The organism is Streptomyces thermodiastaticus (assembly GCF_014656135.1).
Taxonomy (GTDB): domain Bacteria; phylum Actinomycetota; class Actinomycetes; order Streptomycetales; family Streptomycetaceae; genus Streptomyces; species Streptomyces thermodiastaticus.
Map to the genome: position 1 here is coordinate 50,885 of NZ_BNBV01000004.1, position 20,123 is coordinate 71,007.

Consider the following 20,123-nt stretch of genomic DNA (forward strand, 5'->3'; position numbering starts at 1 on the left):
CTCAGCGGCTCTTCCGGTCTCCTCCGGTCCACGGGCTCAGCGGATCTTCCGGTCTCCTCCGGTCCACGGGCTCAGCGGATCTTCCGGCATCCGGGCTCAGTTGAGCATCGCGCGGGCCGCCACCGCCTGCCCGCGTACCCGCTGGGCCGTCGGCTCGTCGACCGCCGCGACGACGTCCGCGTACGCCTCCAACTCCCGTGCCCCGCCGATGAAGTCACCGCGCCGCACCAGCAGCTGGGCGCGTTCGTAGCGCAGCCGCGCCGGATGCGACGGGAGCAGCAGCGACAGCTCCACCGCCCACAGCGCCACGTCCGACCGCTCGGGCCGCGCCGCCGCCCACGCCCGGATGTTGTTCAGGATCCGCAGCACCACGTCCAGCGGCGCCGCCGGTGTCAGCATCGACGGGTGCAGCGGCGCCCCCGTCGCCCCGGCCACCAGCAGTTCGGCGTCCGCCCCGGTCAGCACCCGGCCCCCGTCGAACGGGTCGGCCAGCACCTGCTCCTCGGGCGCGCCGAACCCGACCACGAAGTGGCCCGGCAGCGCCACCCCGTACACCGGCGCACCGGCCCGGCGCGCCACCTCCATCCACACCACCGACAGCAGGATCGGCAGTCCGCGCCGCCGCCTGAGCACCTCGTGCAGCAGCGAGGACTGCAGCCGCTGGTAGTCGGCGCCGCAGCCGCGGAACCCGCAGCGCTCGCCGAGCAGCTCGTGCAGCGCCCGCGCCCAGGCCCGCGGCCCGCCCGGCCGGTACGGCAGCTGCCCGGCCAGATCGTCCAGCTCCACCTGAACCGCGTCCATCCCGGCCTCGTCCAGCGTGCCGTCGGCCGCCGCGGCCACCAGCAGGCACAGCGCGGACACGTCAGGCCGCTCGGACCGCGCCTCCTCGGCGAACCGCCGGCGCAGCTCCTCCGACCGCTGCGGCGGTGGGGGACAAGGGGCAGGAGAAAGGGGAGTCATGCCTGGTTCGTGCCCCTTCGTCAGCGGCCCGAACCGGCCGTGTCCTGCTCCGCCGGCTCCGGCGCGCGGAAGTGGTGGTAGCTGTGGTGCACAGCGAACCCGAGCCCGGCGTACAGCGCCCGCGCCCCGGTGTTGTCACTCTCCGCCTGCAGACATCCGGCGAAGGCGCCTTCCTCGAGGGCCCGCCGGGCGAGCGCGGCCATGACGGCGGTGGCCAGCCCGCGCCGCCGCTGCTCGGGGGCCACCTCCACGGCGGCGAACGTGGCCCACCGTCCGTCCACGGCCACCCGGCCGATCGCGGCGGGCGGCTCCCCGGCCGCCCCGGGCACCGCCGCGAACCACACCGACACCCCCGGCGCACTCTCCGCGCCGCGCGCGTGCAGGACCTTCTCGGCCACCTCGCCCGCCCCGGTGCGCCCGTAGCGCGCACGCCAGGCGGCGTCGGCCGTGCGGGACAGCACGACTCCGGAGCCCTCGGACCGGTCCGCGACCGGCGCCAGCGCCCCGGTCCACAGCTCGACGCTCACCTCACGGGTCCAGCCGCGCTGCTCCAGCTGCGCGGCGAGCGTCTCCTGGGTGCCCTCCGCGCCCGTCGCGACCTGGATGTACGCGGGCAGACCGCGCTCGCCGTACCAGCGCCGGACGGCGGCCAGCGCCGCATCCAGCGGAAGGCCGGGGTCGCCGTGCGGCAGCACCGAGTTGGCCCGCCGGGTGAACCCGCCGGCCGCCCGCAGCTCCCACCCGCCGAGCCGCTCGCACTCCACCGGCGGCCAGGCGCGTGCCGTGACATGGGCGAGTTCCTCCCAGGTCGCGGCCGGGCCGCGCCGGCGGGCAGGGGCGGCGGGCACGACCTTCCCGGCGACCAGGTCCTTCTCCGCGATCCGGACACTCTCTCCGTTCCGTCGTGTGATCACGAGCACACCGTCGTCCCATGATGTGAGAACACCGACCGTGTCGGTGAACTTCTCGCCGGTCGCCCCGGGTACGCTCAAGCGCCGGACGGAGACCCGTTTGCCCACGTCAGAAGCGGTGATACGGACCTCGTAGCGTCCTGTAGCCGCAATTTCCACAGGTCAGTTCACCCCTCCTGTTCGGATCACACCACGGAACGGAGATACTAGGGGCGGGCATCGACGACGCCGCGCTCCCGCGCGCCAGGCGGCGGAGCCTGAGGAGGCCCGCCAGCGCCCTATCGAGGAGGAACGACAGCGTGACCTACGTCATCGCGCAGCCTTGTGTCGACGTCAAGGACAAGGCGTGCATCGAGGAGTGCCCGGTCGACTGCATCTACGAGGGCCAGCGGTCCTTGTACATCCACCCGGACGAATGCGTCGACTGCGGAGCCTGCGAGCCGGTCTGCCCGGTCGAGGCGATTTTCTACGAGGACGACGTGCCGGAGGAGTGGAAGGACTACTACAAGGCCAACGTCGAGTTCTTCGACGAGCTGGGTTCGCCCGGCGGCGCCAGCAAGCTGGGTCTGATCGAGCGCGACCACCCGTTCGTGGCCGCGCTGCCGCCGCAGAGCGAGTGATCACCGGCGGCCCGCCGCCGCGTGCCGCCACCCCGCTCGGACGATCGCCTGCGGGATGCCCCGCGGGCCGGTCCCGTACGGCCTGAGCGCCTCCGGCGTTCGGTCTCCGTACGGGACCGCGGTGGTGCGTCGCGCCGGGCGTACGCTGGCGTGAGCGCGCCTCTTGGCGCGCACGCGCCGTTCGAGAAAGTGAGCCTGATCCCGTGTCCGCAGTCTCCGACCGGCTTCCCACCTTCCCCTGGGACAAGCTGGAGCCCTTCAAGAAGACGGCCGCGGCCCATCTTGACGGCATCGTGGACCTGTCGGTCGGCACCCCCGTCGACCCGGTCCCCGAGCTGGTCCAGAAGGCGCTGATCGCGGCGGCCGACTCCCCGGGCTATCCCACGGTGTGGGGCACGCCCGAGCTGCGCGACGCGATCACCGGCTGGGCGGAGCGGCGCCTGGGCGCCCGCGGGATCACCCACCGGCACGTCCTGCCGGTCGTCGGCTCCAAGGAACTGGTCGCCTGGCTGCCCACGCAGCTGGGCCTCGGCCCCGGTGACAAGGTCGCCTACCCGCGTCTGGCCTACCCCACCTACGAGGTCGGTGCCCGCCTGGCCCGCGCGGACCACGAGGCCTACGACGATCCCACCGCCCTGGACCCGGCGAACCTGAAGCTGCTGTGGCTCAACTCCCCCTCCAACCCCACCGGCCGGGTGCTGGGCAAGGAGGAGCTGACGCGGATCGTCGCCTGGGCCCGGGAGCACGGCGTGCTCGTCGTCGCCGACGAGTGCTACCTGGAGCTGGGCTGGGAGACCGAGCCGGTCTCCGTCCTGCACCCGGACGTCAACGGCGGCTCGCTGGACGGCGTCGTCGCGGTGCACTCCCTGTCCAAGCGGTCCAACCTCGCCGGATACCGTGCCGCCTTCCTGCTCGGCGACCCGGCGGTCCTCGGCCCGCTGCTGGAGATCCGCAAGCACGGCGGCATGATGACCTCGGCGCCGACCCAGGCCGCCGCCGTGGCCGCCCTGGGCGACGACGCCCACGTCCACGAGCAGCGCGAGCGGTACGCCGCCCGCCGTACCGTCCTGCGCCGGGCGCTGCTCGACCACGGCTTCCGCATCGAGCACAGCGAGGCCGGCCTCTACCTGTGGGCCACGCGGGACGAGTCCTGCTGGGACACGGTCGCCCACCTGGCCGAACGGGGCATCCTGGTCGCCCCGGGCGACTTCTACGGGCCGGCCGGCGAGTCGTTCGTGCGGGTGGCTCTCACGGCCACCGACGAGCGGATCGAGGCGGCGGTGCGCCGACTGGCGCAGTAGCCGCCCCACAGGTGTGAACGGCGAAGGGGCCCGGGGGTCGTCCCCGGGCCCCTTCCGTGTGCCGCGGCCGCCCGCCGGTGCTCGCTCCGCGCGGCCCGCCGGGCCGCACCGCTCAGCCGCCCAGCGGCAGGCCGGCCGACGGCAGGGACTGGGCCGGCAGGCCGCCCTCGGCCGCCGTCGTGGTGGTGTCCGCGACCGCCCCGGCCGCGGTCCCGGCGACGTCACCGGCCGTCTTCTGCGCCTGCGGCGCGGCCTTCTTCACCAGCCCGCCGCCCGCCTTGCCCGCGGCGGGCACCGTCTGCTTGAGCGCCTTGCTGCCGGTGTCGCCCGCGGTCCCGGTGACGTGCTGCGCCGCGCCGTCCACGGTGGTGCCGACGCTCGCCCCGTCCAGGGCGGTCAGACCGCCCAGGTCCGGGGAGGCCGGCAGCGAGGGAGCGGCGGAGGCGGAGCCGGCCGCACCGACCCCGGCAGCCGCTCCCGCGGCGACGAGCAGCGCGGCACGGGCGATCCGGCGGGTCAGGGGGAGGGACATGGTGCTCCTTCGGCGGGAGGATACGGGTGCGAACACGTGCGTGTGCGACCCCGCCGGACGGCGGGGCACGGACGCTGTGACTACCGCTCGAAGGGCGGAAAGGTTGCGGTGCGCCGATGTAAAGGATCGGTAATGCGTCGCATGATCCGCTTCCCACAAAAACGGACGAAAGGAATGCTGCTGCGGGTCTCTGCGGAATCCTTTCGTCCCGATGTGCCCTGGCGTTTCGGCCCAGGCAAACGGACAGTGCGCGAGCCCGTGCCCCGTGCCGGGCCGGGCGGTCGTACATCACCCGGCAGGGGGAACGGGCGCAGACGCGTCCGACAGTCCTCGATGCCGTCCCGTGCTCCGTGCCCGCCGGACCACGGGACGGCCCTGTCATCGTCCGGTGGTGATCCGTACCGCGCCGGCGTCCGCCCCGGTGCCGGGCCGGTCGTCGTTCTTCGCGTCCATCGGATGCCACTCGCCGTCGGTGAGACCGGCGGTCCACTCCCGGCCGGCGTAGGAGACGCGTTCGATGTGCAGCGCCGAGGCGTTGGCCACCGCCCAGTGCGCCAGCTGCCAGCCGCGCTGCCGCGCGCTGCGCCCGTCCTGCGGGGCGGCGGACACCGGCAGCGTCACCGTCCGGTCGTCCACGGCCGAGGCGTGCCGCACCGCGGGCGACGGCGACGCCCCGTCGCCGTCCACCACCGCGCCGGCCTCCTGCAGCACGTCCCGCCCGAAGTCGCGCACCAGCGCCGCCCGCACCGCGTGCGGGCCGGTGGTGGCCGTCGCGCTCGGGCGGCCCTGGCAGGTCAGCGTGGCGGCGGAATGCCCGGTGAGGGCGTCCGCGAGCAGCGTGGCGTCCGGCTCGTGCTTGGCGTACGCCTCCGGGAAACCGCTGCGCTGCACCCGCTGGGCGGCCACGGTCAGCGGCAGATGCGCGTAGTCGGGCACCTTGGCGAGGTGCTCGTAGAACATCCCGGCCGCGTACGTCGGGTCCATGATCTCCTTCGGAGCGCCCCAGCCCTGGGACGGCCGCTGCTGGAACAGGCCGAGGGAGTCGCGGTCGCCGTGCCGCAGGTTGCGCAGGCCCGACTCCTGCAGGGCGGTCGCCAGCGCGATGGTCACCGCCCGCTCGGGCATGCCCCGCCCGGTGCCGACGGCCGCGATCGTCGCCGCGTTCACCGCCTGCTCCGGGGTGAACTCGTACGACGCGTCGCCGTGCGCGGCGACCACTTTGCAGCCCGGGGCCGCGCCGCCCGTCACGTACTGCACCGTGAGATATCCCGCGAGCGCGAGCAGAACGGCAACGGCCGCCCCGGTTCTCAGCAGGCGGCCACGAACTTTCGAAGTGGGGGACGGCTCAGACACGCGGTACAAGGTACTGGAGACGAGCCCGCTGTCGAGCCAGGCGGTGGCAGGAGTTCCCAGCTCAACGCGCCCGGCGGAGCCGGACGTTGACCGCCCGGGAGCCGGCCGCGGCGCGCCGGGCCCGGCGAGGGGCGCGCCCGGCGGGCCCGGGCCGCACCGCGGGTTAGGGTCGAGGACATGGCCGATTCCCCGCTTGACCTCACGCTGGACGCCGCGCGGCTGACCGCGCAGCTCGTCGACTTCCCCTCGGTAAGCGGCACCGAGAAATCGCTCGCCGACGCGATCGAGGCCGCGCTGCGCGCCCTGCCCCACCTGACGGTCGACCGCCTGGGCAACAACATCGTCGCCCGCACCCGGCTGGGCCGCGCGGAGCGGGTGATCCTGGCCGGCCACATCGACACCGTGCCCATCGCCGGCAATGTGCCCTCCCGTCTGGACGAGGACGGGGTGCTCTGGGGCTGCGGCACCTGCGACATGAAGTCCGGCGTCGCCGTGCAGCTGCGCATCGCGGCCACCGTGCCCGCCCCGAACCGCGATCTGACCTTCGTCTTCTACGACAACGAGGAGGTCGCCGCGGAGCTGAACGGGCTCCGCCACGTCGCCGAGACCCGCCCCGACTGGCTGCGGGGCGACTTCGCGGTGCTGCTGGAACCCTCCGACGGCCAGGTCGAGGGCGGCTGCCAGGGCACGCTGCGCATGCTGCTGAAGACCAAGGGTGAGCGGGCGCACTCGGCGCGCGGCTGGATGGGCTCCAACGCGATCCACGCCGCCGCGCCGATTCTGGCCCGGCTCGGGGAGTACCAGCCGCGCGATCCGGTCATCGACGGCCTGCGGTACCGCGAGGGCCTGAACGCCGTGCGGATCTCCGGGGGCGTGGCGGGCAACGTCATCCCCGACGAGTGCGTCGTGACGGTCAATTTCCGCTACGCGCCGGACCGCACGCCCGAGGAGGCGGTCGCCCACGTCCACGAGGTGTTCGCGGACTGCGGCGTGGAGGAGTTCGTCGTCGACGACCACAGCCCCGGCGCCCTGCCGGGCCTGGACCACCCGGCCGCGGCGGCCTTCGTCGAGGCCGTCGGCGGCACCCCGCAGCCCAAGTACGGCTGGACGGACGTCTCCCGCTTCTTCGCCCTCGGTGTCCCGGCCGTGAACTACGGCCCCGGCAACCCGCACCTGGCGCACAAGCGGGACGAACGCGTCGAGACGGCGAAGATCCTCGCCTGCGAGGAGCGGCTGCGCACCTGGCTGGCCGGCTGACGGCGGCCCTCCCGGGCCGCACGGCGGCCGAGGGCGCTCCGCGGCATCCACCGGGGCGCCGCGCGCCGGACATGCCGAGGTCCCCCTCCTGTCACCCGCGGAGATCTAGGCTGAAGCGGAACGACCGCACACGGAGGGAGCGCACATGGCTACGGGCAACCCCGAGGGCACCGAGCGGCCACCTGAGGAGCGGCGCCTGGGACCGGTCCTCCGCCGCCGCAGCCAGGTCCAGGCCGGCACCACGGACCAGCGGCTGCTCGACGAGCGCGCCCCCACCGACTGGGTGCACACCGACCCCTGGCGGGTGCTGCGCATCCAGTCGGAGTTCATCGAGGGCTTCGGCACCCTGGCCGAACTCCCGCCAGCGATCAGCGTCTTCGGTTCCGCCCGGACCCCGGTGGACTCACCGGAGTACGAGGCGGGCGTGCGGCTGGGCCGCGGCCTGGTCGAGGCGGGCTTCGCCGTGATCACCGGCGGCGGGCCCGGCGCCATGGAGGCCGCGAACAAGGGCGCCTGCGAGGCCGGCGGCATCTCGGTGGGCCTGGGCATCGAGCTGCCCTTCGAGCAGGGCCTGAACCAGTACGTCGACATCGGGCTCAACTTCCGTTACTTCTTCGTCCGGAAGATGATGTTCGTCAAGTACGCCCAGGGCTTCGTGGTCCTGCCCGGCGGCCTGGGCACGCTCGACGAACTCTTCGAGGCCCTCACCCTCGTCCAGACGCAGAAGGTCACCCGCTTCCCGATCGTGCTGTTCGACAGCACGTACTGGGGCGGCCTGGTGGACTGGCTCACCGGCACCCTCATCGCCCAGGGTAAGGCGTCCGCGTCGGACCTCACTCTGTTCCACGTGACGGACGACGTGGACGAGGCGGTGGCGCTGGTGTCCAAGGAGGCCGGGAAGTAGCCGGAGGCCGGGAAGCAGCCGGCCGGGAAGCAGCCGGCCGGCCGCCCCGAGGCGTGTCCACGCCCTACGCCAGCCCCCGCCGGGCCACGGCGGGCGGACGGTGGCCGGCGATCGAGGCCACCATGTCCAGCACCTGCTTGGTCTCGGCGACCTCGTGCACCCGGTACACCTGGGCCCCCAGCCACGCCGAGACGGCCGTCGTGGCCAGCGTGCCCAGCAGCCGCTCCTTGACCGGCTTGTCCAGCGTCTCGCCCACGAAGTCCTTGTTGGACAGGGAGACCAGCACCGGCCAGCCGGTGGCCACCATCTCGTCCAGCCGGCGCGTGGCCTCCAGGCTGTGCCGGGTGTTCTTGCCGAAGTCGTGCCCCGGGTCGATCAGCACCGACTCCCGGGGCACGCCCAGCGCCACGGCCCGCTCCGCCAGGCCGAGGGTGACCTTCAGGATGTCGGCCATGACGTCGTCGTAGGTCACCCGGTGCGGCCGGGTGCGGGGCTGGACGCCGCCGGCGTGGGTGCACACCAGGCCCACCCGGTGGCGCGCCGCGACCTCGGCCAGCCCCGGATCCACGCCGCCCCACGCGTCGTTGAGCAGATCCGCCCCGGCCTCGCAGACGGCCTCGCCCACCTCGGCCCGCCAGGTGTCCACGCTGATCACCACGTCGGGGAAGCGGCGCCGCACCTCGGCCACGAAACCGGCCGTGCGCCGGACCTCCTCCTCGGCCGTGACCTCCTCGCCCGGGCCGGCCTTCACCCCGCCGATGTCGATGATCGCCGCGCCCTCGGCCACCGCCTGCTCCACGCGGGCCAGCGCCGGTTCGTCGCGGAACGTCGCCCCCTGGTCGTAGAAGGAGTCGGGGGTCCGGTTGACGATCGCCATGATCACCGGCTCGTTCGCGCCGAACTCACGCCTGCCCAGCCTGAGCATCCCCTGTGACCTCATTTCCCGCGTTGCCTGTGGCCCGCTGGTGCGGGACCGCCTTGAGGACCTGCCCTCCGGACCTGTCCGATCCGGACGCGAGATCCCGACTGTCAGCCTCGCATGGCACGATCGACCCTGGCACACCCGACCCGTCCGACGACTCCGTGGGGACCGAAGCGATGGTTATGTTCTTGTTCCTGGTCGGCGCGCTCGCCGTCGTGGTCGCCGCGGTCACGCTCGCCGTGGTGGGCGGGGGCGAGGGGGACGGCCCGCTGCCCGAGGCCGCGCCCGAGCGGCTGCACGACCCGCTGCCGCCCGACCGCCCGGTGAGCCGCGCGGACGTGGAGAACCTGCGCTTCCCGCTCGCGGTCCGCGGCTACCGCATGGCCGACGTCGACGACGCGCTGAGCCGGCTCGGCGCCGAACTGGCCGAGCGCGAGGCCCGGATCGCCGACCTGGAGTCCGCGTTGGCCGGTGCCCGCGCCGCCGCGTCCCGTACCCGCCCCGAGCAGCCCGGTACCGAGGAGCAGCAGTGACCGAGGCGAACAGCACCCCGTCCGGGGCCAAGAGCCCGGTCGCCGAGGCGCCCGTGCCGGACGGGACCGGTCCGGTGCCGGGACCGGACGGCGCCCCGCGCTGCCCCTGGGCCCTGTCCGCGCCTGAGTACGTGGCCTACCACGACGAGGAGTGGGGCCGGCCCGTCCACGGCGACGACGCCCTCTACGAGCGTCTCAGCCTGGAGGCCTTCCAGTCCGGCCTGTCGTGGATCACCATCCTGCGCCGCCGGGAGGGCTTCCGTGCCGCCTTCGCCGGTTTCGAGATCGCGAAGGTGGCCCGGTTCACGGACGCCGACCGGGAGCGGCTGCTCGCCGACACCGGCATCATCCGCAACCGCGCCAAGATCGACGCCACGCTCGCCAACGCGCGGGTGCTCGCCGAGTGGGCCCCCGGCGAGCTGGACGCCCTCGTCTGGTCCCACGCCCCCGGCCCGGACGGCCGCCCGGCACCGCGCGCCCTCGGGGACGTCCCCGCGGTCACGCCCGAGTCCACGGCCCTGGCGAAGGCGCTGAAGAAACGCGGGCTGCGCTTCGTCGGCCCGACGACGGCGTACGCGCTGATGCAGGCCTGCGGCCTGGTCGACGACCACCTCGCCGGCTGCGTGGCCCGCCGCCGTCCCTGACCGCGCGAGGCCTCGGGGACGGCGGCCGGCCCGGCCCCGGTCAGCGGCCCCGGTACACCGGCTTCTCCTTGTTCACGAACGCCCGGACGGCGATCGCGTGGTCCTCGGACTGCCCGGCGCGGGTCTGCAGCTCGTCCTCCTTCTCCAGGGTCTCCGTCAGGGAGTGCGTCAGCCCGTAGGCCACCGACTCCTTCAGCGCCGCGTACGCCAGCGTCGGGCCCTCGGCCAGCGCGCGGGCCGTCTTCTCGGCCTCGGCGCGCAGCTCGGCGGCCGACACCACCCGGTGGGCGATGCCCAGCTCGTGCGCCTCCTGGGCGCTGATGCTGCGCGGGAAGAGCAGCAGGTCCATGGCCCGGCTGGGCCCGACCACCCGCGGCAGGGTCCAGGAGACGCCGGAGTCGGCGGTGAGCGCCACGCCGGCGAAGGAGGTGGTGAAGGACGCGGTCTCGGCGACGATCCGGTAGTCCGCGGCGAGCGCGAAGCCGAAACCCGCCCCCGCGGCCACGCCGTTGACCGCGGCGACCACCGGCTTGGCGGCCCCGGCCAGCGCCCGCACGATCGGGTTGTAGTGCTCGCGGACCGTGGTCATCGTCTGTCCCTGACCGGTCTCCCGGTCGCTCTTCAGCAGCCCGATGTGCTCCTTGAGGTCCTGGCCGACGCAGAACGCCCGGTCCCCGGCGGCGGTCAGCAGGACGGCGCGCACGGTCTCGTCGGCCGCGGCCGCCTCGGCCGCGTCCCGGAGAGCGTTCTTCGTCGCGATGTTCAGCGCGTTCATCGCCTCCGGGCGGTTCAGCACGATCGTCGCGAGTCCGTCGCTGACCTCGTAGAGCACGGTGTCGGCCATGGGGCATCCCCTCCGGTGTCACGGCTGGCCCGTACCGGTCGGTACGTGGCGGTCCGAAGGACAGCATGGCGGAGATCGGCGGCCCTGGCGTGGCACCGTGGTGTGACCTGCGTCAAAGAAACGTGGCACCGTGGTGTGACCTGCGTCAAAGAAAAACGGCGCGCGGCCGGGTGCCGGGCGCGCGGGCGGGGGCGAAGTATCGCAGCTCCATCGCCGAATTGGGTGGTTTTGCCTGCGCGCGTTGTCCAAGCGATGCGGACCGATGTTGGTCATCGGGTCCTGTGATGCGGGATAATGGCTGGGAAGCAATGTGTTCGACGCCGGTGTCGCGTGTCCGGGGCCCATTGCGGCGAGGACCGCGCGCGTGCCCTTCGATGGGCCGTCGGCTTAGACGATGAGCTGGGTTTCAGGAAGGGGAACGAGCATGGCGGCCATGAAGCCGCGGACGGGTGATGGCCCGCTCGAGGTGACCAAGGAGGGGCGGGGCATCGTCATGCGCGTTCCGCTCGAAGGCGGCGGTCGGCTCGTCGTCGAGCTGACCCCTGACGAGGCCGACGCGCTCGGCGACGCCCTCAAGAAGGTCGTCGGCTGACGCGCAAGCGACCATACCTTTTCAGCCGCCCCGGCATCGTACGCGGTGCCGGGGCGGCTGTCGTCGCCGGGTCCGCCCTGTGCCGGCCGCGATCTGCCCGTGCGTTCCTCCGGTGCTGCCCGTGACGCGACCGGTGTGCGGCCGTCAGCGCCTCACCGCGCACAGCAGGCCGTCGCCCACCGGCAGCAGCGACGGCATCACCTCGTCGCTCTCCCGCACGGTGCGCAGCAGCTCCCGCAGCCGCAGCACCTCCGTGGGCTGAGGCCCGGAGCCCACCGTCCGCCCGTTGGCGAAGACCCCCGCGAACACCACCAGACCGCCCGGCCTGAGCAGGCGCAGCGACTCCGCGAGGTACTCCGGGAACTCCAGCCGGTCCCCGTCGCAGAACACCAGGTCGTACCCCGCGTCCGCGAGCCGGGGCAGCACCTCCAGCGCCCGGCCGGGAATGAAACGGGCACGGTTGCCGGCGAACCCCGCGGCGCGGAACGCCTGACGGGCGGACTGCTGGTGCTCCGGCTCGGTGTCCACGGTGGTCAGCACGCCGTCCGGACGCATGCCCTGCAGCAGATGGATGCCGGAGACCCCGGTGCCGGTCCCGATCTCCGCGACCGCCTTGGCGTCGACGGCGGCGGCGAGCAGGCGCAGCGTGGCCCCCGCACTGGGTGATACCGAGCGCAGGCCCGCCTCGCGGGCTCGGTCGCGGGCCCAGCGCAGTGCCTCGTCCTCGGCGGCATAGGCGTCGGCGAACGCCCAGCTCGCCTGCCGGTTGCCGGTAATGACCCTCTCCTGTCCCCGTAGTGCCTGGGCGTGACTGTATCCGCTGGGACCGGGAACCCCCAGATGGGACCGGTCGTTTCCAGGGTGGGAAAGGCGGCCGTGCAAGGCCACCGTGAGCCTACGGGAGCGCGGCAGAGGGGACGGAGACGCCGCCCGGCGGCAGGCGCAGCGCACGAGCCGTGCCCTCGCGTGTCAAATTCTCGTAAAACCGCTTATCCGGAGCTAACGGACGAGGTGGCTATGGTAGGGGCTCCACTGGACATCACCGGAGCCGACAGGGGAGGTGCGGCCGTGCCTGTGGATCGGGGAGGAGTGCTGCGGCGCTTTCTCGGATCGGCGGGCAGGCCGAAATCCGTGAACGACACCGCTGCTGACGCGAGCCACGCCGAGCGCCCCGCCCAGACCGCGACCTTCTCCACCGACGCGGACGGGCAGGCGTGGACTCCGCCCACCTGGGAGGAGATCGTCAGCACCCACAGCGGCCGGGTCTACCGACTCGCCTACCGCCTCACCGGCAACCAGCACGACGCCGAGGACCTCACCCAGGAGGTCTTCGTCCGCGTCTTCCGCTCCCTGTCGACCTACACCCCGGGCACCTTCGAGGGCTGGCTGCACCGCATCACCACCAACCTCTTCCTGGACATGGTCCGCCGCAAGCAGCGCATCCGCTTCGACGCGCTCGGCGAGGACGCGGCCGAGCGGCTGGCCAGCCGGGAACCCACCCCGCAGCAGCTGTTCAACGACGCCCACTTCGACGCCGACATCCAGCAGGCCCTGGACACCCTGGCGCCCGAGTTCCGCGCGGCGGTCGTGCTGTGCGACATCGAGGGCCTGTCCTACGAGGAGATCGCCGCCACCCTGGGCGTCAAGCTCGGCACCGTCCGCTCCCGCATCCACCGCGGCCGCTCCCAGCTGCGCAAGGCCCTGGCGCACCGTTCGCCCGAGGCCCGCGCCCAGCGGCGCCGCTTCGTGCCGCGCGTTCCCGCACTGGGAGGAGGGGGCGCGACCGCGTGAGTGGATCACGATCGGAGCCCGCTGCGCGGCGGCTCGCGGAGCAGCATCTGGGAGACCGCCTGTCCGCCCTGGTGGACGGTGAGCTGGGTCCCGACGCGCGGGAACGCGTGCTCGCGCACGTGGCCACCTGCCCGAAGTGCAAGGCCGAGGTGGACGCCCAGCGCCGGCTGAAGAGCGTCTTCGCCCAGGCGGCCCCGCCGCCCCCCTCCGAGAGCCTCCTGGCCCGCCTCAACGGGCTGGCCTGGGGAGGCGATCCCGGCAGCGGCGGAGTACCGCTGGGCGGCGGAGGACTGCGCAGTCCGTTCCCCGGGCCCTCCGGACGGCCCGGGGACGACGGAGTGTTCGGGGGCGGACGCGGCGAGCGGTTCGCGTTCGGCTTCCTCCCGGCCCGTCCGCATCCGTCCGAGCCGGAACCGGAACCCTCCGCCGGGTTCCGCGTCCACCCCGTGGGCCGGCCCGACGCGGAGCGCTCCGCCTCGCGCGGGCTGCGTATCGCGTTCGTCGCCGCCGGTGCGGTGTCGCTGGCCGCGATCGCCCTGGGCGGGGTGACCAGCGGCACCGCCGTGGAGGCCCGCGGCGGCTCGGGCTCCGGCAGCAATGTGACACCGGCCAGCCCGGCCGGGACGGCCCCCGCGACGACCCAGGAGACGGCACGGCGCCGCCAGCCGGACGCGGCGTCCACGGCACAGGGCCGGCCCTCCGTCCCCGGTGCGCGGACGACCGCGCCCACCACGCTGTCCGCCCCGCTGCTCCCGGGCATCCCCCAGTCGGCCGCCGAGCGCTCCCAGGAGGCGATACGGCCCCTTGCCGCGCCGTCGCTGCCGTCCGGTGCCGGGGCCCTGTCGCCGCAGATACGCCCGCTGCTGATGCGGCCGCCGTTCGGCCTGGCCGCGTGGTCGGCGGACCCGCGGCTGACGGCACCCGGACTGCTCGCGGCACCCCAGCTCCCGACGTCCGCCGCCCCCTCGCCCACCGCGTCGCCCGGCTCCACGGCGACCCGCTGACCGGCGCCGTCCGCCCGCGCGCGGCCGGCGCTTCGGGCGTCACCCGCCGCGCGGACGCGTGCTCGTACGCCCGCGGACGCGTGCCCGTGTGCCCGCGCGGTGGCCCGCGCCGGCCCGGGGCGGCGCGGGTCCGTGACTGCCGCCGATGTCACACGCTCCTCGCGCACGGCGGGCGGAACGGCCCAACGGGCGCTGTCCGGCAGGCGAACGGGCGGCGAACCGCGTCGAGCACCGGCACTCCGACACTGCGGGACGGTACCGGTGGGACACCCGGGCCGGGTACCGTGGACCCGGCCCGGACCACGGAAAGACCCCGCACCCACCGGACCACCGGAGGCCCGAGGACCACGGACATCGCAAGGAGCTTCAGGTGTTCAACGACATAGGACTGCCCGAGCTGGCGGCGATCATCGTCCTGGGCTTGCTCGTGTTCGGTCCGGACAAGCTCCCGAAAGTCGTCCAGGACGTGATGCGCACGATCCGGAAGATCCGTGAGTTCTCGGAGAGCGCCAAGCAGGACATCCGCCGGGAGCTGGGCCCGGAGTTCCAGGACTTCGAGTTCGAGGACCTCAACCCGAAGACGTTCATCCGCAAGCAGCTGGAGAACGACGACCTGGGGCTGAAGGAGATCCGCAACGGCTTCGACCTGAAGAAGGAGATGGCCGAGGTCGCGGACGCGGTGCACGGGGTGGACGCCGGCTCCGGGACGTCCGGCTCGTCCTCCTCGCCGTCCGGCGGCCGGGTCGAGCTGACCAAGAGGCCGGCGAGCCCCGCCCGCGACGACCACCCGCCCTTCGACGCCGACGCCACCTGATGCGCACGGCCTGACCCGTACGGCGTCGTCGCGTCACCCGGGTGGGATGCGCCACCGGGGGCGTACGCGACCTGTCCGGCGCCCCATGTACCGGGCGTATGCCCGATCGCCCGAGGCGGGCTCGATATGCTGCCGAGTTGTTGTGCGGACCGCGTCAATGCGCCCGAGGGGGGCGGGAGGCCGCGGTCCGGCGAGAGCGAGGAGGCGTCCGGGCAGATGGAGACGACACAGAGGGCGGTCGCGCAGGCACCGGCCGCGGAGGAGGACGGCTCACGTCCCTCCGGCAGGCCTGCGCTCGACGACTACCTGCTGGCGCCCTTCCCCTGGTACGGCCTGGACGCGGCCTTCACCGGCCCGCGCAGGCTGATGCAGGTCGGCGTCTCCGCCGACGGAACCATCGAGCACGGGTCGCTGGGGCACGGCGACGAGCCCGTGGTGCGCAACGAGTTCGTCTCCGGCTCCCCGGAGGAGTCCAGGGACAAGTTCGCGGTCGTCGTCACCGTCGCCGCCCATCCCGAGCGCCGGCTGTCCGACGGCACCGGCCAGCTGGAGGCCACCTCCGTCTCCTCGGCGGCCTGGCTGGCCGGGGTGGGGCTGCTGTCGTTCACCTGGCCGCTGCAGATGGACCACGCCCTGCGCGACGACTGGCTGGAGCAGCAGACCGAGACGGCGTGGGTGCTCGCCGACGACCTGTCCGGCCCGGACTGGACGACGCTCACCCTGCCCGTGGACGGGGTCCCGTCCCCCTTCCACTACCGCGAGTCCGAGTTCGGCTGGGTGCTCGCCGGAACCACCTCGCGGGGCGTGCACCTGGGGGCGTACGGCAGGGGCATGAGCGCGTACGGCCTCGGCTTCGCCGTGGTCGATGACCTCACCGCGTACAGCTGAGCCGCCGCGGGAGCCCCGGCCCCGCGCCCGTGCACGGCGAAGGGCGCCGCCCCGGTGAGGGACGGCGCCCTTCGCACGACCCGTGCAGGGCCCTGTGCGGGCCGCGGGGACGCTAGAACTTGTTCTTCGGGGTGATGCCCAGGGACATCCCGGCCAGGCCCCGCTGGCGGCCGCCGAGCTTGCCCGCGATCGCGCGCAGCGCCGCGCCCGCCGGCGAGTCGGGGTCGCTCAGCACCACCGGCTTGCCCTCGTCGCCGCCCTCGCGCAGCCGCACGTCGATCGGGATGGAGCCGAGCACCGGCACCGAGGTGCCCGTGGTCCGCGTCAGGCCGTCCGCGACGAGCTGCCCGCCGCCGGTGCCGAAGACGTCGACCATCTCGCCGCAGTGCGGGCAGGGCAGGCCGGACATGTTCTCGACCACGCCGACGATCTTCTGGTGGGTCTGCACGGCGATGGAGCCGGCCCGCTCGGCCACCTCGGCCGCCGCCTGCTGAGGGGTCGTCACGACCAGGATCTCGGCGTTCGGGATCAGCTGGGCCACGGAGATCGCGATGTCGCCGGTGCCGGGCGGCAGGTCCAGCAGCAGCACGTCCAGGTCGCCCCAGTACACGTCGGCGAGGAACTGCTGCAGCGCGCGGTGGAGCATCGGGCCGCGCCAGACGACCGGCGCGTTGCCCGGGGTGAACATGCCGATGGAGATGACCTTCACGCCGTTGGCCGACGGCGGCATGATCATGTTCTCGACCTGGGTGGGGCGGCCGTCCGCACCGAGCATGCGGGGCACGCTGTGACCGTAGATGTCGGCGTCCACGACACCGACCTTCAGGCCGTCGGCCGCCATCGCCGCCGCCAGGTTCACCGTCACCGAGGACTTGCCGACGCCCCCCTTGCCGGAAGCGACCGCGTAGACCCGGGTGAGGTTGCCGGGCTTGGCGAAGGGCACCTCGCGCTCGGCCTGACCGCCGCGCAGGGCCGCCGCCAGCTCCCGGCGCTGCTCGTCGCTCATCACCTCCAGCGCGACGTCGACCCGGGTGACCCCCTCGACACGCAAGACCGCCTCGCGGACGCGCTCGGTGATCGTCTCGCGCATCGGGCAGCCGGAGACCGTCAGGTACACGGTGACCGCGACGGCACCGTCGGCGCCGATCCGGACCTCTTTGACCATCCCGAGGTCGGTGATGGGGCGGTTGATCTCGGGGTCGTTCACCGTCGCCAGTGCTTCGCGCACCGCGTCTTCCGTAGCCATACCGTCGATGGTACGGCTCTGGGCCGCGCCGCCGGGACCCGGTCAGCGGTCGTCCCGGTCACGTCCGCGAGGATGTTCCGCCCCGATGGCCCCGAACGCGTCCGGACGGTGCTGCCCGTCGCCGTCCGCGCGCTGTTCCTCCAGGACCTTGACGAGGTCCAGCAGCTCGGAGCGGATCCAGTCGCGGGTGGCCACCTCGCCCAGGCCCATGCGCAGCGCGGCGATCTCCCGGGTCAGGTACTCGGTGTCGGCGATGGACCGCTCGTTCTGCTTGCGGTCCTGTTCCAGATTGACCCGGTCCCGGTCGTCCTGCCGGTTCTGCGCCAGCAGGATCAGCGGGGCGGCGTAGGAGGCCTGCAGGGACAGCGCCAGCGTCAGAAAGATGAACGGATACTCGTCGAAGCGCAGGTGCTGGGGCGCGGCTATGTTCCACATCACCCACACCAGGATCACCACTGTCATCCAGACCAGGAACCGCCCGGTGCCGATGAAACGGGCGATGCGCTCGGACATCCGGCCGAAGGCGTCCGGGTCCCACTCGGGCAGCAGCCGGCGCCGGGGCGCGCGCGGCTGGTCCAGCCGGCCGCCCCGGGGCCGTCCGGCCGCGGTGGCGCCGGCCGGGTGCTTCTCCCGGGAGGTGTCGCGCTCGGCCGCCATGTCAGGCAGCCCCCTCGTCCAGGTGGTACTCGGTCTCCCGCCAGTCGTCCGGCAGCATGTGGTCGAGCACGTCGTCCACGGTGACGGCGCCCAGCAGCGAACCGGACTCGTCGACGACGGGCGCGGCCACCATGTCGTAGGTGGCGAAGAACCCGGCGACCACCGGCAGTGCCGCGTCCGGCGCGAGCGGCTGCAGATCGTCGTCCACGAGGGCGCTGACCAGGCTGTAGGGCGGGTCGCGCAGCAGCCGCTGGAAGTGGACGGTGCCCAGGTACTTGCCGGTGGGGGTCTCGTCGGGCGGGCGGCAGACGTAGACCTGGGCGGCCAGCGCGGGGGACAGGTCGGGGTTGCGGATGCGGGCGAGCGCGTCGGCGACGGTGGCGTCGGGGCGCAGCACGATCGGCTCGGTGGTCATCAGACCGCCCGCGGTGCGCTCCTCGTAGGCCATCAGCCGGCGCATGTCGGCCGCGTCGCCGGGCTTCATCAGGCCCAGCAGCCGCTCGCGTTCCTCCACGGGCAGCTCGCCCAGCAGGTCGGCCGCGTCGTCGGGGTCCATGGCCTCCAGCACGTCGGCGGCGCGTTCGCTCTTCAGCTTGCCGAGGATCTCGATCTGGTCGTCCTCCGGCAGCTCCTCCAGCACGTCGGCGAGCCGGTCGTCGTCCAGGGCGGCGGCGACCTCCGCGCGCCGCTTGGCGGACAGGTGGTGCAGCATGTTCGCGAGATCGGCGGCGCGCAGCTGTTCGAAGGTGGCCAGCAGGGTCTCCGCGCCCTGCCCCTGCTCCTCCAGGGACATGCCGGTGATCGCCGACCACTCCACGGTCAGCGTCTCGCCCCGGCCGCGCCGGAACGCGCCGCCCTTGCGGCCCTTGCGGACGAAGACCCGGTCCACCTCCCAGTCCCGGCGGGCGGGCAGCTGCTGCACCGACACGTCCAGCACGGTGACCTCCTCGCCGGTCTCCATCAGCTTCACCCGCCGGTCCAGCAGGTCGCCGAAGACGAGCCGTTCGGTGGGCCGCTGCTCGAAGCGCCGCACGTTGAGCACCCCGGTGGTGATGACCTGGCCGGACTCGATGCTGATCACCCGGGTCATGGGCAGGAAGATGCGGCGCCGGGTGGGCAGTTCGACGACCAGTCCGAGCAGCCGGGGAGGCCGGTGCCCGACCCGGAGCATGACGACCAGATCCCGCACGCGCCCCACCTGGTCGCCGTTCGGGTCGAAGACGGCGACGCCGGACAGGTGAGAGACGAAGATCCGCGGGGCGCCCGCTGCCATGGCCGCGCCTCCTTTGCCTGCTCCGTGATGCGCGAGGCATCGGATGGGTGTGATGCGCTGTGTGTTCCGCTTGCCCGCTCGGACGGGCTTCAGGCTAGTCCGTTCCGTTGTGCCGCGCCCTGGTGAGCGGGTCCGTCCGGACCGGACCCGGGTGCGCGGACTGGTTCCGGGCCGCCGGCACGGCCCCGGTACGCTGCCGTACGCCGCACCGGGCTGCTCCGTCCCGTCCGACGCACCCCTTTTCTCGCGTCGCCCGCGTCCGTCCGCCTCACGTCAGAAAGGCAGCGCCACCTGTGACTGGTCTTCCCCTGGGCCGAACCCGCCGGAACACGCTGAGGGGCACGCTGTGCGCACTGGTCCTCGTCGCCGGTGCGGGGCTGGCGGGATGCTCGGGGCAGGACCCGGACGCGGGCACCAACGGGGTGGGGAAGCTGTCCGCCGCACAGATCCAGAAGCGCACCCGGGCGGCGGCGGACGCGGCCCGTTCGGTGCGGCTGTCGGGGAACGTGGTCACCAAGGGCCGCACCTACAAGCTCGACATGCGGCTGTCGTCCCAGGGCGGCACCGGGTCGGTCACCTCGCAGGGGACGACGTTCGACCTGCTGCGGGTGGACCAGCAGCTGTACCTGAAGGCGGACGCCGCGTTCTGGAGCCGCGCCGACGGCGGCAAGGGCGGCGCCACGGACTCCGGCGCCGCCGCGAAACTCGACGGCAAGTACGTCAAGGTGCCCCAGGACGACCCCTCCTACCAGCGGCTGCGCGGCTTCACCGACAAGGAGGTGCTGCTCGGCGGGCTGCTGACCCTGCACGGCACCCTGGACAAGGACGGCTACCACAAGGAGTCGGGGACGCGGACCATCCGGATCACCGGCTCCGACGGGTCGGGCGGCACCCTGGACGTGTCCCTCGAGGGCACGCCGTATCCGCTGCGCCTGGTGCGGGCGGGCGACGCGGGCACGCTGACCTTCTCGGAGTGGGACAAGAACGTGCCGCTGGCGCAGCCGGACAAGAGCCGGACGGTCGACTACGGCAAGCAGCTGCCCGCGTCCTGAGCCGTCGGCCGCCGCGGGCGACGGC

The 20,123-nt window shown here is 73.5% G+C and carries 22 protein-coding genes; 12 read left to right on the plus strand and 10 right to left on the minus strand.

Annotation, left to right across the window (positions count from 1 at the left end; all coding sequences use genetic code 11):
* Positions 1-96: 96 nt before the first annotated feature.
* Positions 97-960, minus strand: a complete 864-nt coding sequence (locus IE286_RS05515) for a transglutaminase-like and tetratricopeptide repeat-containing protein (protein ID WP_189795482.1) — start codon at positions 958-960, stop codon at positions 97-99.
* Between the two features lie 20 nt (positions 961-980).
* A complete protein-coding gene (locus tag IE286_RS05520; RefSeq protein ID WP_189795483.1) occupies positions 981-2,030 on the minus strand; it encodes a GNAT family N-acetyltransferase in 1,050 nt (349 codons plus the stop codon).
* Between the two features lie 140 nt (positions 2,031-2,170).
* On the opposite strand from IE286_RS05520, the gene fdxA reads away from it, so the two are divergent.
* Together fdxA and IE286_RS05530 are read left to right on the plus strand one after the other, a co-directional pair.
* Positions 2,171-2,491, plus strand: coding sequence for a ferredoxin (gene fdxA, locus IE286_RS05525; protein WP_125496634.1), 321 nt, complete (start codon positions 2,171-2,173; stop codon positions 2,489-2,491).
* A gap of 203 nt (positions 2,492-2,694) precedes the next feature.
* Positions 2,695-3,792: a bifunctional succinyldiaminopimelate transaminase/glutamate-prephenate aminotransferase gene (locus IE286_RS05530; protein WP_189795484.1), complete on the plus strand. Its 1,098-nt coding sequence runs from the start codon at positions 2,695-2,697 to the stop codon at positions 3,790-3,792.
* 112 nt (positions 3,793-3,904) lie between these two features.
* Here the strand turns inward: IE286_RS05530 and IE286_RS05535 are convergent, their stop codons facing one another.
* Positions 3,905-4,324 (minus strand): ATP-binding protein, encoded by a 420-nt coding sequence (locus tag IE286_RS05535; protein WP_189795485.1) that lies wholly within the window; start codon positions 4,322-4,324, stop codon positions 3,905-3,907.
* 378 nt (positions 4,325-4,702) lie between these two features.
* The gene (locus tag IE286_RS05540) at positions 4,703-5,677 is read right to left on the minus strand and encodes a VldE C-terminal domain-containing protein (RefSeq protein ID WP_189795486.1); all 975 of its coding nucleotides are present in this window, start codon (positions 5,675-5,677) and stop codon (positions 4,703-4,705) included.
* Positions 5,678-5,854: 177 nt separating this feature from the next.
* Here IE286_RS05540 and dapE point away from each other — a divergent pair, with 177 nt between their 5' ends.
* Together dapE and IE286_RS05550 are read left to right on the plus strand one after the other, a co-directional pair.
* Complete coding sequence (gene dapE / locus IE286_RS05545; protein ID WP_189795487.1) at positions 5,855-6,934, plus strand: succinyl-diaminopimelate desuccinylase; 1,080 nt, start codon at positions 5,855-5,857, stop codon at positions 6,932-6,934.
* Between the two features lie 145 nt (positions 6,935-7,079).
* Entirely contained in the window at positions 7,080-7,838 is a 759-nt protein-coding gene (locus IE286_RS05550; protein ID WP_189795488.1) for an LOG family protein, read from the plus strand.
* 64 nt (positions 7,839-7,902) lie between these two features.
* Here IE286_RS05550 and folP read toward each other — a convergent pair whose 3' ends face one another.
* Positions 7,903-8,763: a dihydropteroate synthase gene (folP, locus tag IE286_RS05555; RefSeq protein ID WP_189795690.1), complete on the minus strand. Its 861-nt coding sequence runs from the start codon at positions 8,761-8,763 to the stop codon at positions 7,903-7,905.
* Between the two features lie 173 nt (positions 8,764-8,936).
* Between folP and IE286_RS05560 the strand changes: the two genes are divergently transcribed.
* Both IE286_RS05560 and IE286_RS05565 read left to right on the plus strand, forming a co-directional pair.
* A complete protein-coding gene (locus IE286_RS05560) occupies positions 8,937-9,293 on the plus strand; it encodes a DivIVA domain-containing protein (RefSeq protein WP_189795489.1) in 357 nt (118 codons plus the stop codon).
* 53 nt (positions 9,294-9,346) lie between these two features.
* On the plus strand, positions 9,347-9,937 hold the full coding sequence (locus IE286_RS05565; protein WP_189795691.1) for a DNA-3-methyladenine glycosylase I: 591 nt from the start codon (positions 9,347-9,349) through the stop codon (positions 9,935-9,937).
* Between the two features lie 40 nt (positions 9,938-9,977).
* Here the strand turns inward: IE286_RS05565 and chcB are convergent, their stop codons facing one another.
* Entirely contained in the window at positions 9,978-10,781 is an 804-nt protein-coding gene (gene chcB / locus IE286_RS05570; RefSeq protein ID WP_189795490.1) for a 2-cyclohexenylcarbonyl CoA isomerase, read from the minus strand.
* A gap of 424 nt (positions 10,782-11,205) precedes the next feature.
* Between chcB and IE286_RS05575 the strand changes: the two genes are divergently transcribed.
* Complete coding sequence (locus IE286_RS05575; protein WP_003966491.1) at positions 11,206-11,373, plus strand: DUF3117 domain-containing protein; 168 nt, start codon at positions 11,206-11,208, stop codon at positions 11,371-11,373.
* Between the two features lie 144 nt (positions 11,374-11,517).
* Here IE286_RS05575 and IE286_RS05580 read toward each other — a convergent pair whose 3' ends face one another.
* The gene (locus IE286_RS05580; RefSeq protein WP_189795692.1) at positions 11,518-12,213 is read right to left on the minus strand and encodes an O-methyltransferase; all 696 of its coding nucleotides are present in this window, start codon (positions 12,211-12,213) and stop codon (positions 11,518-11,520) included.
* Positions 12,214-12,462: 249 nt separating this feature from the next.
* Here IE286_RS05580 and sigE point away from each other — a divergent pair, with 249 nt between their 5' ends.
* The 4 genes from sigE to IE286_RS05600 all read left to right on the plus strand — a co-directional run bounded on the left by sigE (position 12,463) and on the right by IE286_RS05600 (position 15,870).
* Positions 12,463-13,164 carry an RNA polymerase sigma factor SigE gene (sigE, locus tag IE286_RS05585; RefSeq protein ID WP_189795693.1) on the plus strand — a complete coding sequence of 234 codons (702 nt, stop codon included), beginning with the start codon at positions 12,463-12,465 and terminating at the stop codon, positions 13,162-13,164.
* The gene (locus tag IE286_RS05590) at positions 13,161-14,168 is read left to right on the plus strand and encodes a zf-HC2 domain-containing protein (protein ID WP_189795491.1); all 1,008 of its coding nucleotides are present in this window, start codon (positions 13,161-13,163) and stop codon (positions 14,166-14,168) included. The genes sigE and IE286_RS05590 overlap by 4 nt, the downstream gene beginning before the upstream one ends.
* Positions 14,169-14,538: 370 nt before the next feature.
* Entirely contained in the window at positions 14,539-14,982 is a 444-nt protein-coding gene (locus tag IE286_RS05595) for a sec-independent translocase (protein ID WP_189795492.1), read from the plus strand.
* 216 nt (positions 14,983-15,198) lie between these two features.
* Positions 15,199-15,870: a hypothetical protein gene (locus IE286_RS05600; protein ID WP_189795493.1), complete on the plus strand. Its 672-nt coding sequence runs from the start codon at positions 15,199-15,201 to the stop codon at positions 15,868-15,870.
* A 112-nt stretch (positions 15,871-15,982) separates the two neighbouring features.
* Here IE286_RS05600 and IE286_RS05605 read toward each other — a convergent pair whose 3' ends face one another.
* The 3 genes from IE286_RS05605 to IE286_RS05615 are packed head-to-tail and all read right to left on the minus strand — an operon-like array spanning position 15,983 to position 19,046.
* Positions 15,983-17,116, minus strand: coding sequence for an Mrp/NBP35 family ATP-binding protein (locus IE286_RS05605; protein WP_189795494.1), 1,134 nt, complete (start codon positions 17,114-17,116; stop codon positions 15,983-15,985).
* 42 nt (positions 17,117-17,158) lie between these two features.
* Positions 17,159-17,773, minus strand: coding sequence for a DUF1003 domain-containing protein (locus tag IE286_RS05610; protein WP_189795495.1), 615 nt, complete (start codon positions 17,771-17,773; stop codon positions 17,159-17,161).
* Position 17,774: 1 nt separating this feature from the next.
* Entirely contained in the window at positions 17,775-19,046 is a 1,272-nt protein-coding gene (locus IE286_RS05615) for a magnesium transporter MgtE N-terminal domain-containing protein (protein ID WP_189795496.1), read from the minus strand.
* 293 nt (positions 19,047-19,339) lie between these two features.
* Between IE286_RS05615 and IE286_RS05620 the strand changes: the two genes are divergently transcribed.
* On the plus strand, positions 19,340-20,098 hold the full coding sequence (locus IE286_RS05620; RefSeq protein ID WP_189795497.1) for a hypothetical protein: 759 nt from the start codon (positions 19,340-19,342) through the stop codon (positions 20,096-20,098).
* Positions 20,099-20,123 lie beyond the last annotated feature (25 nt).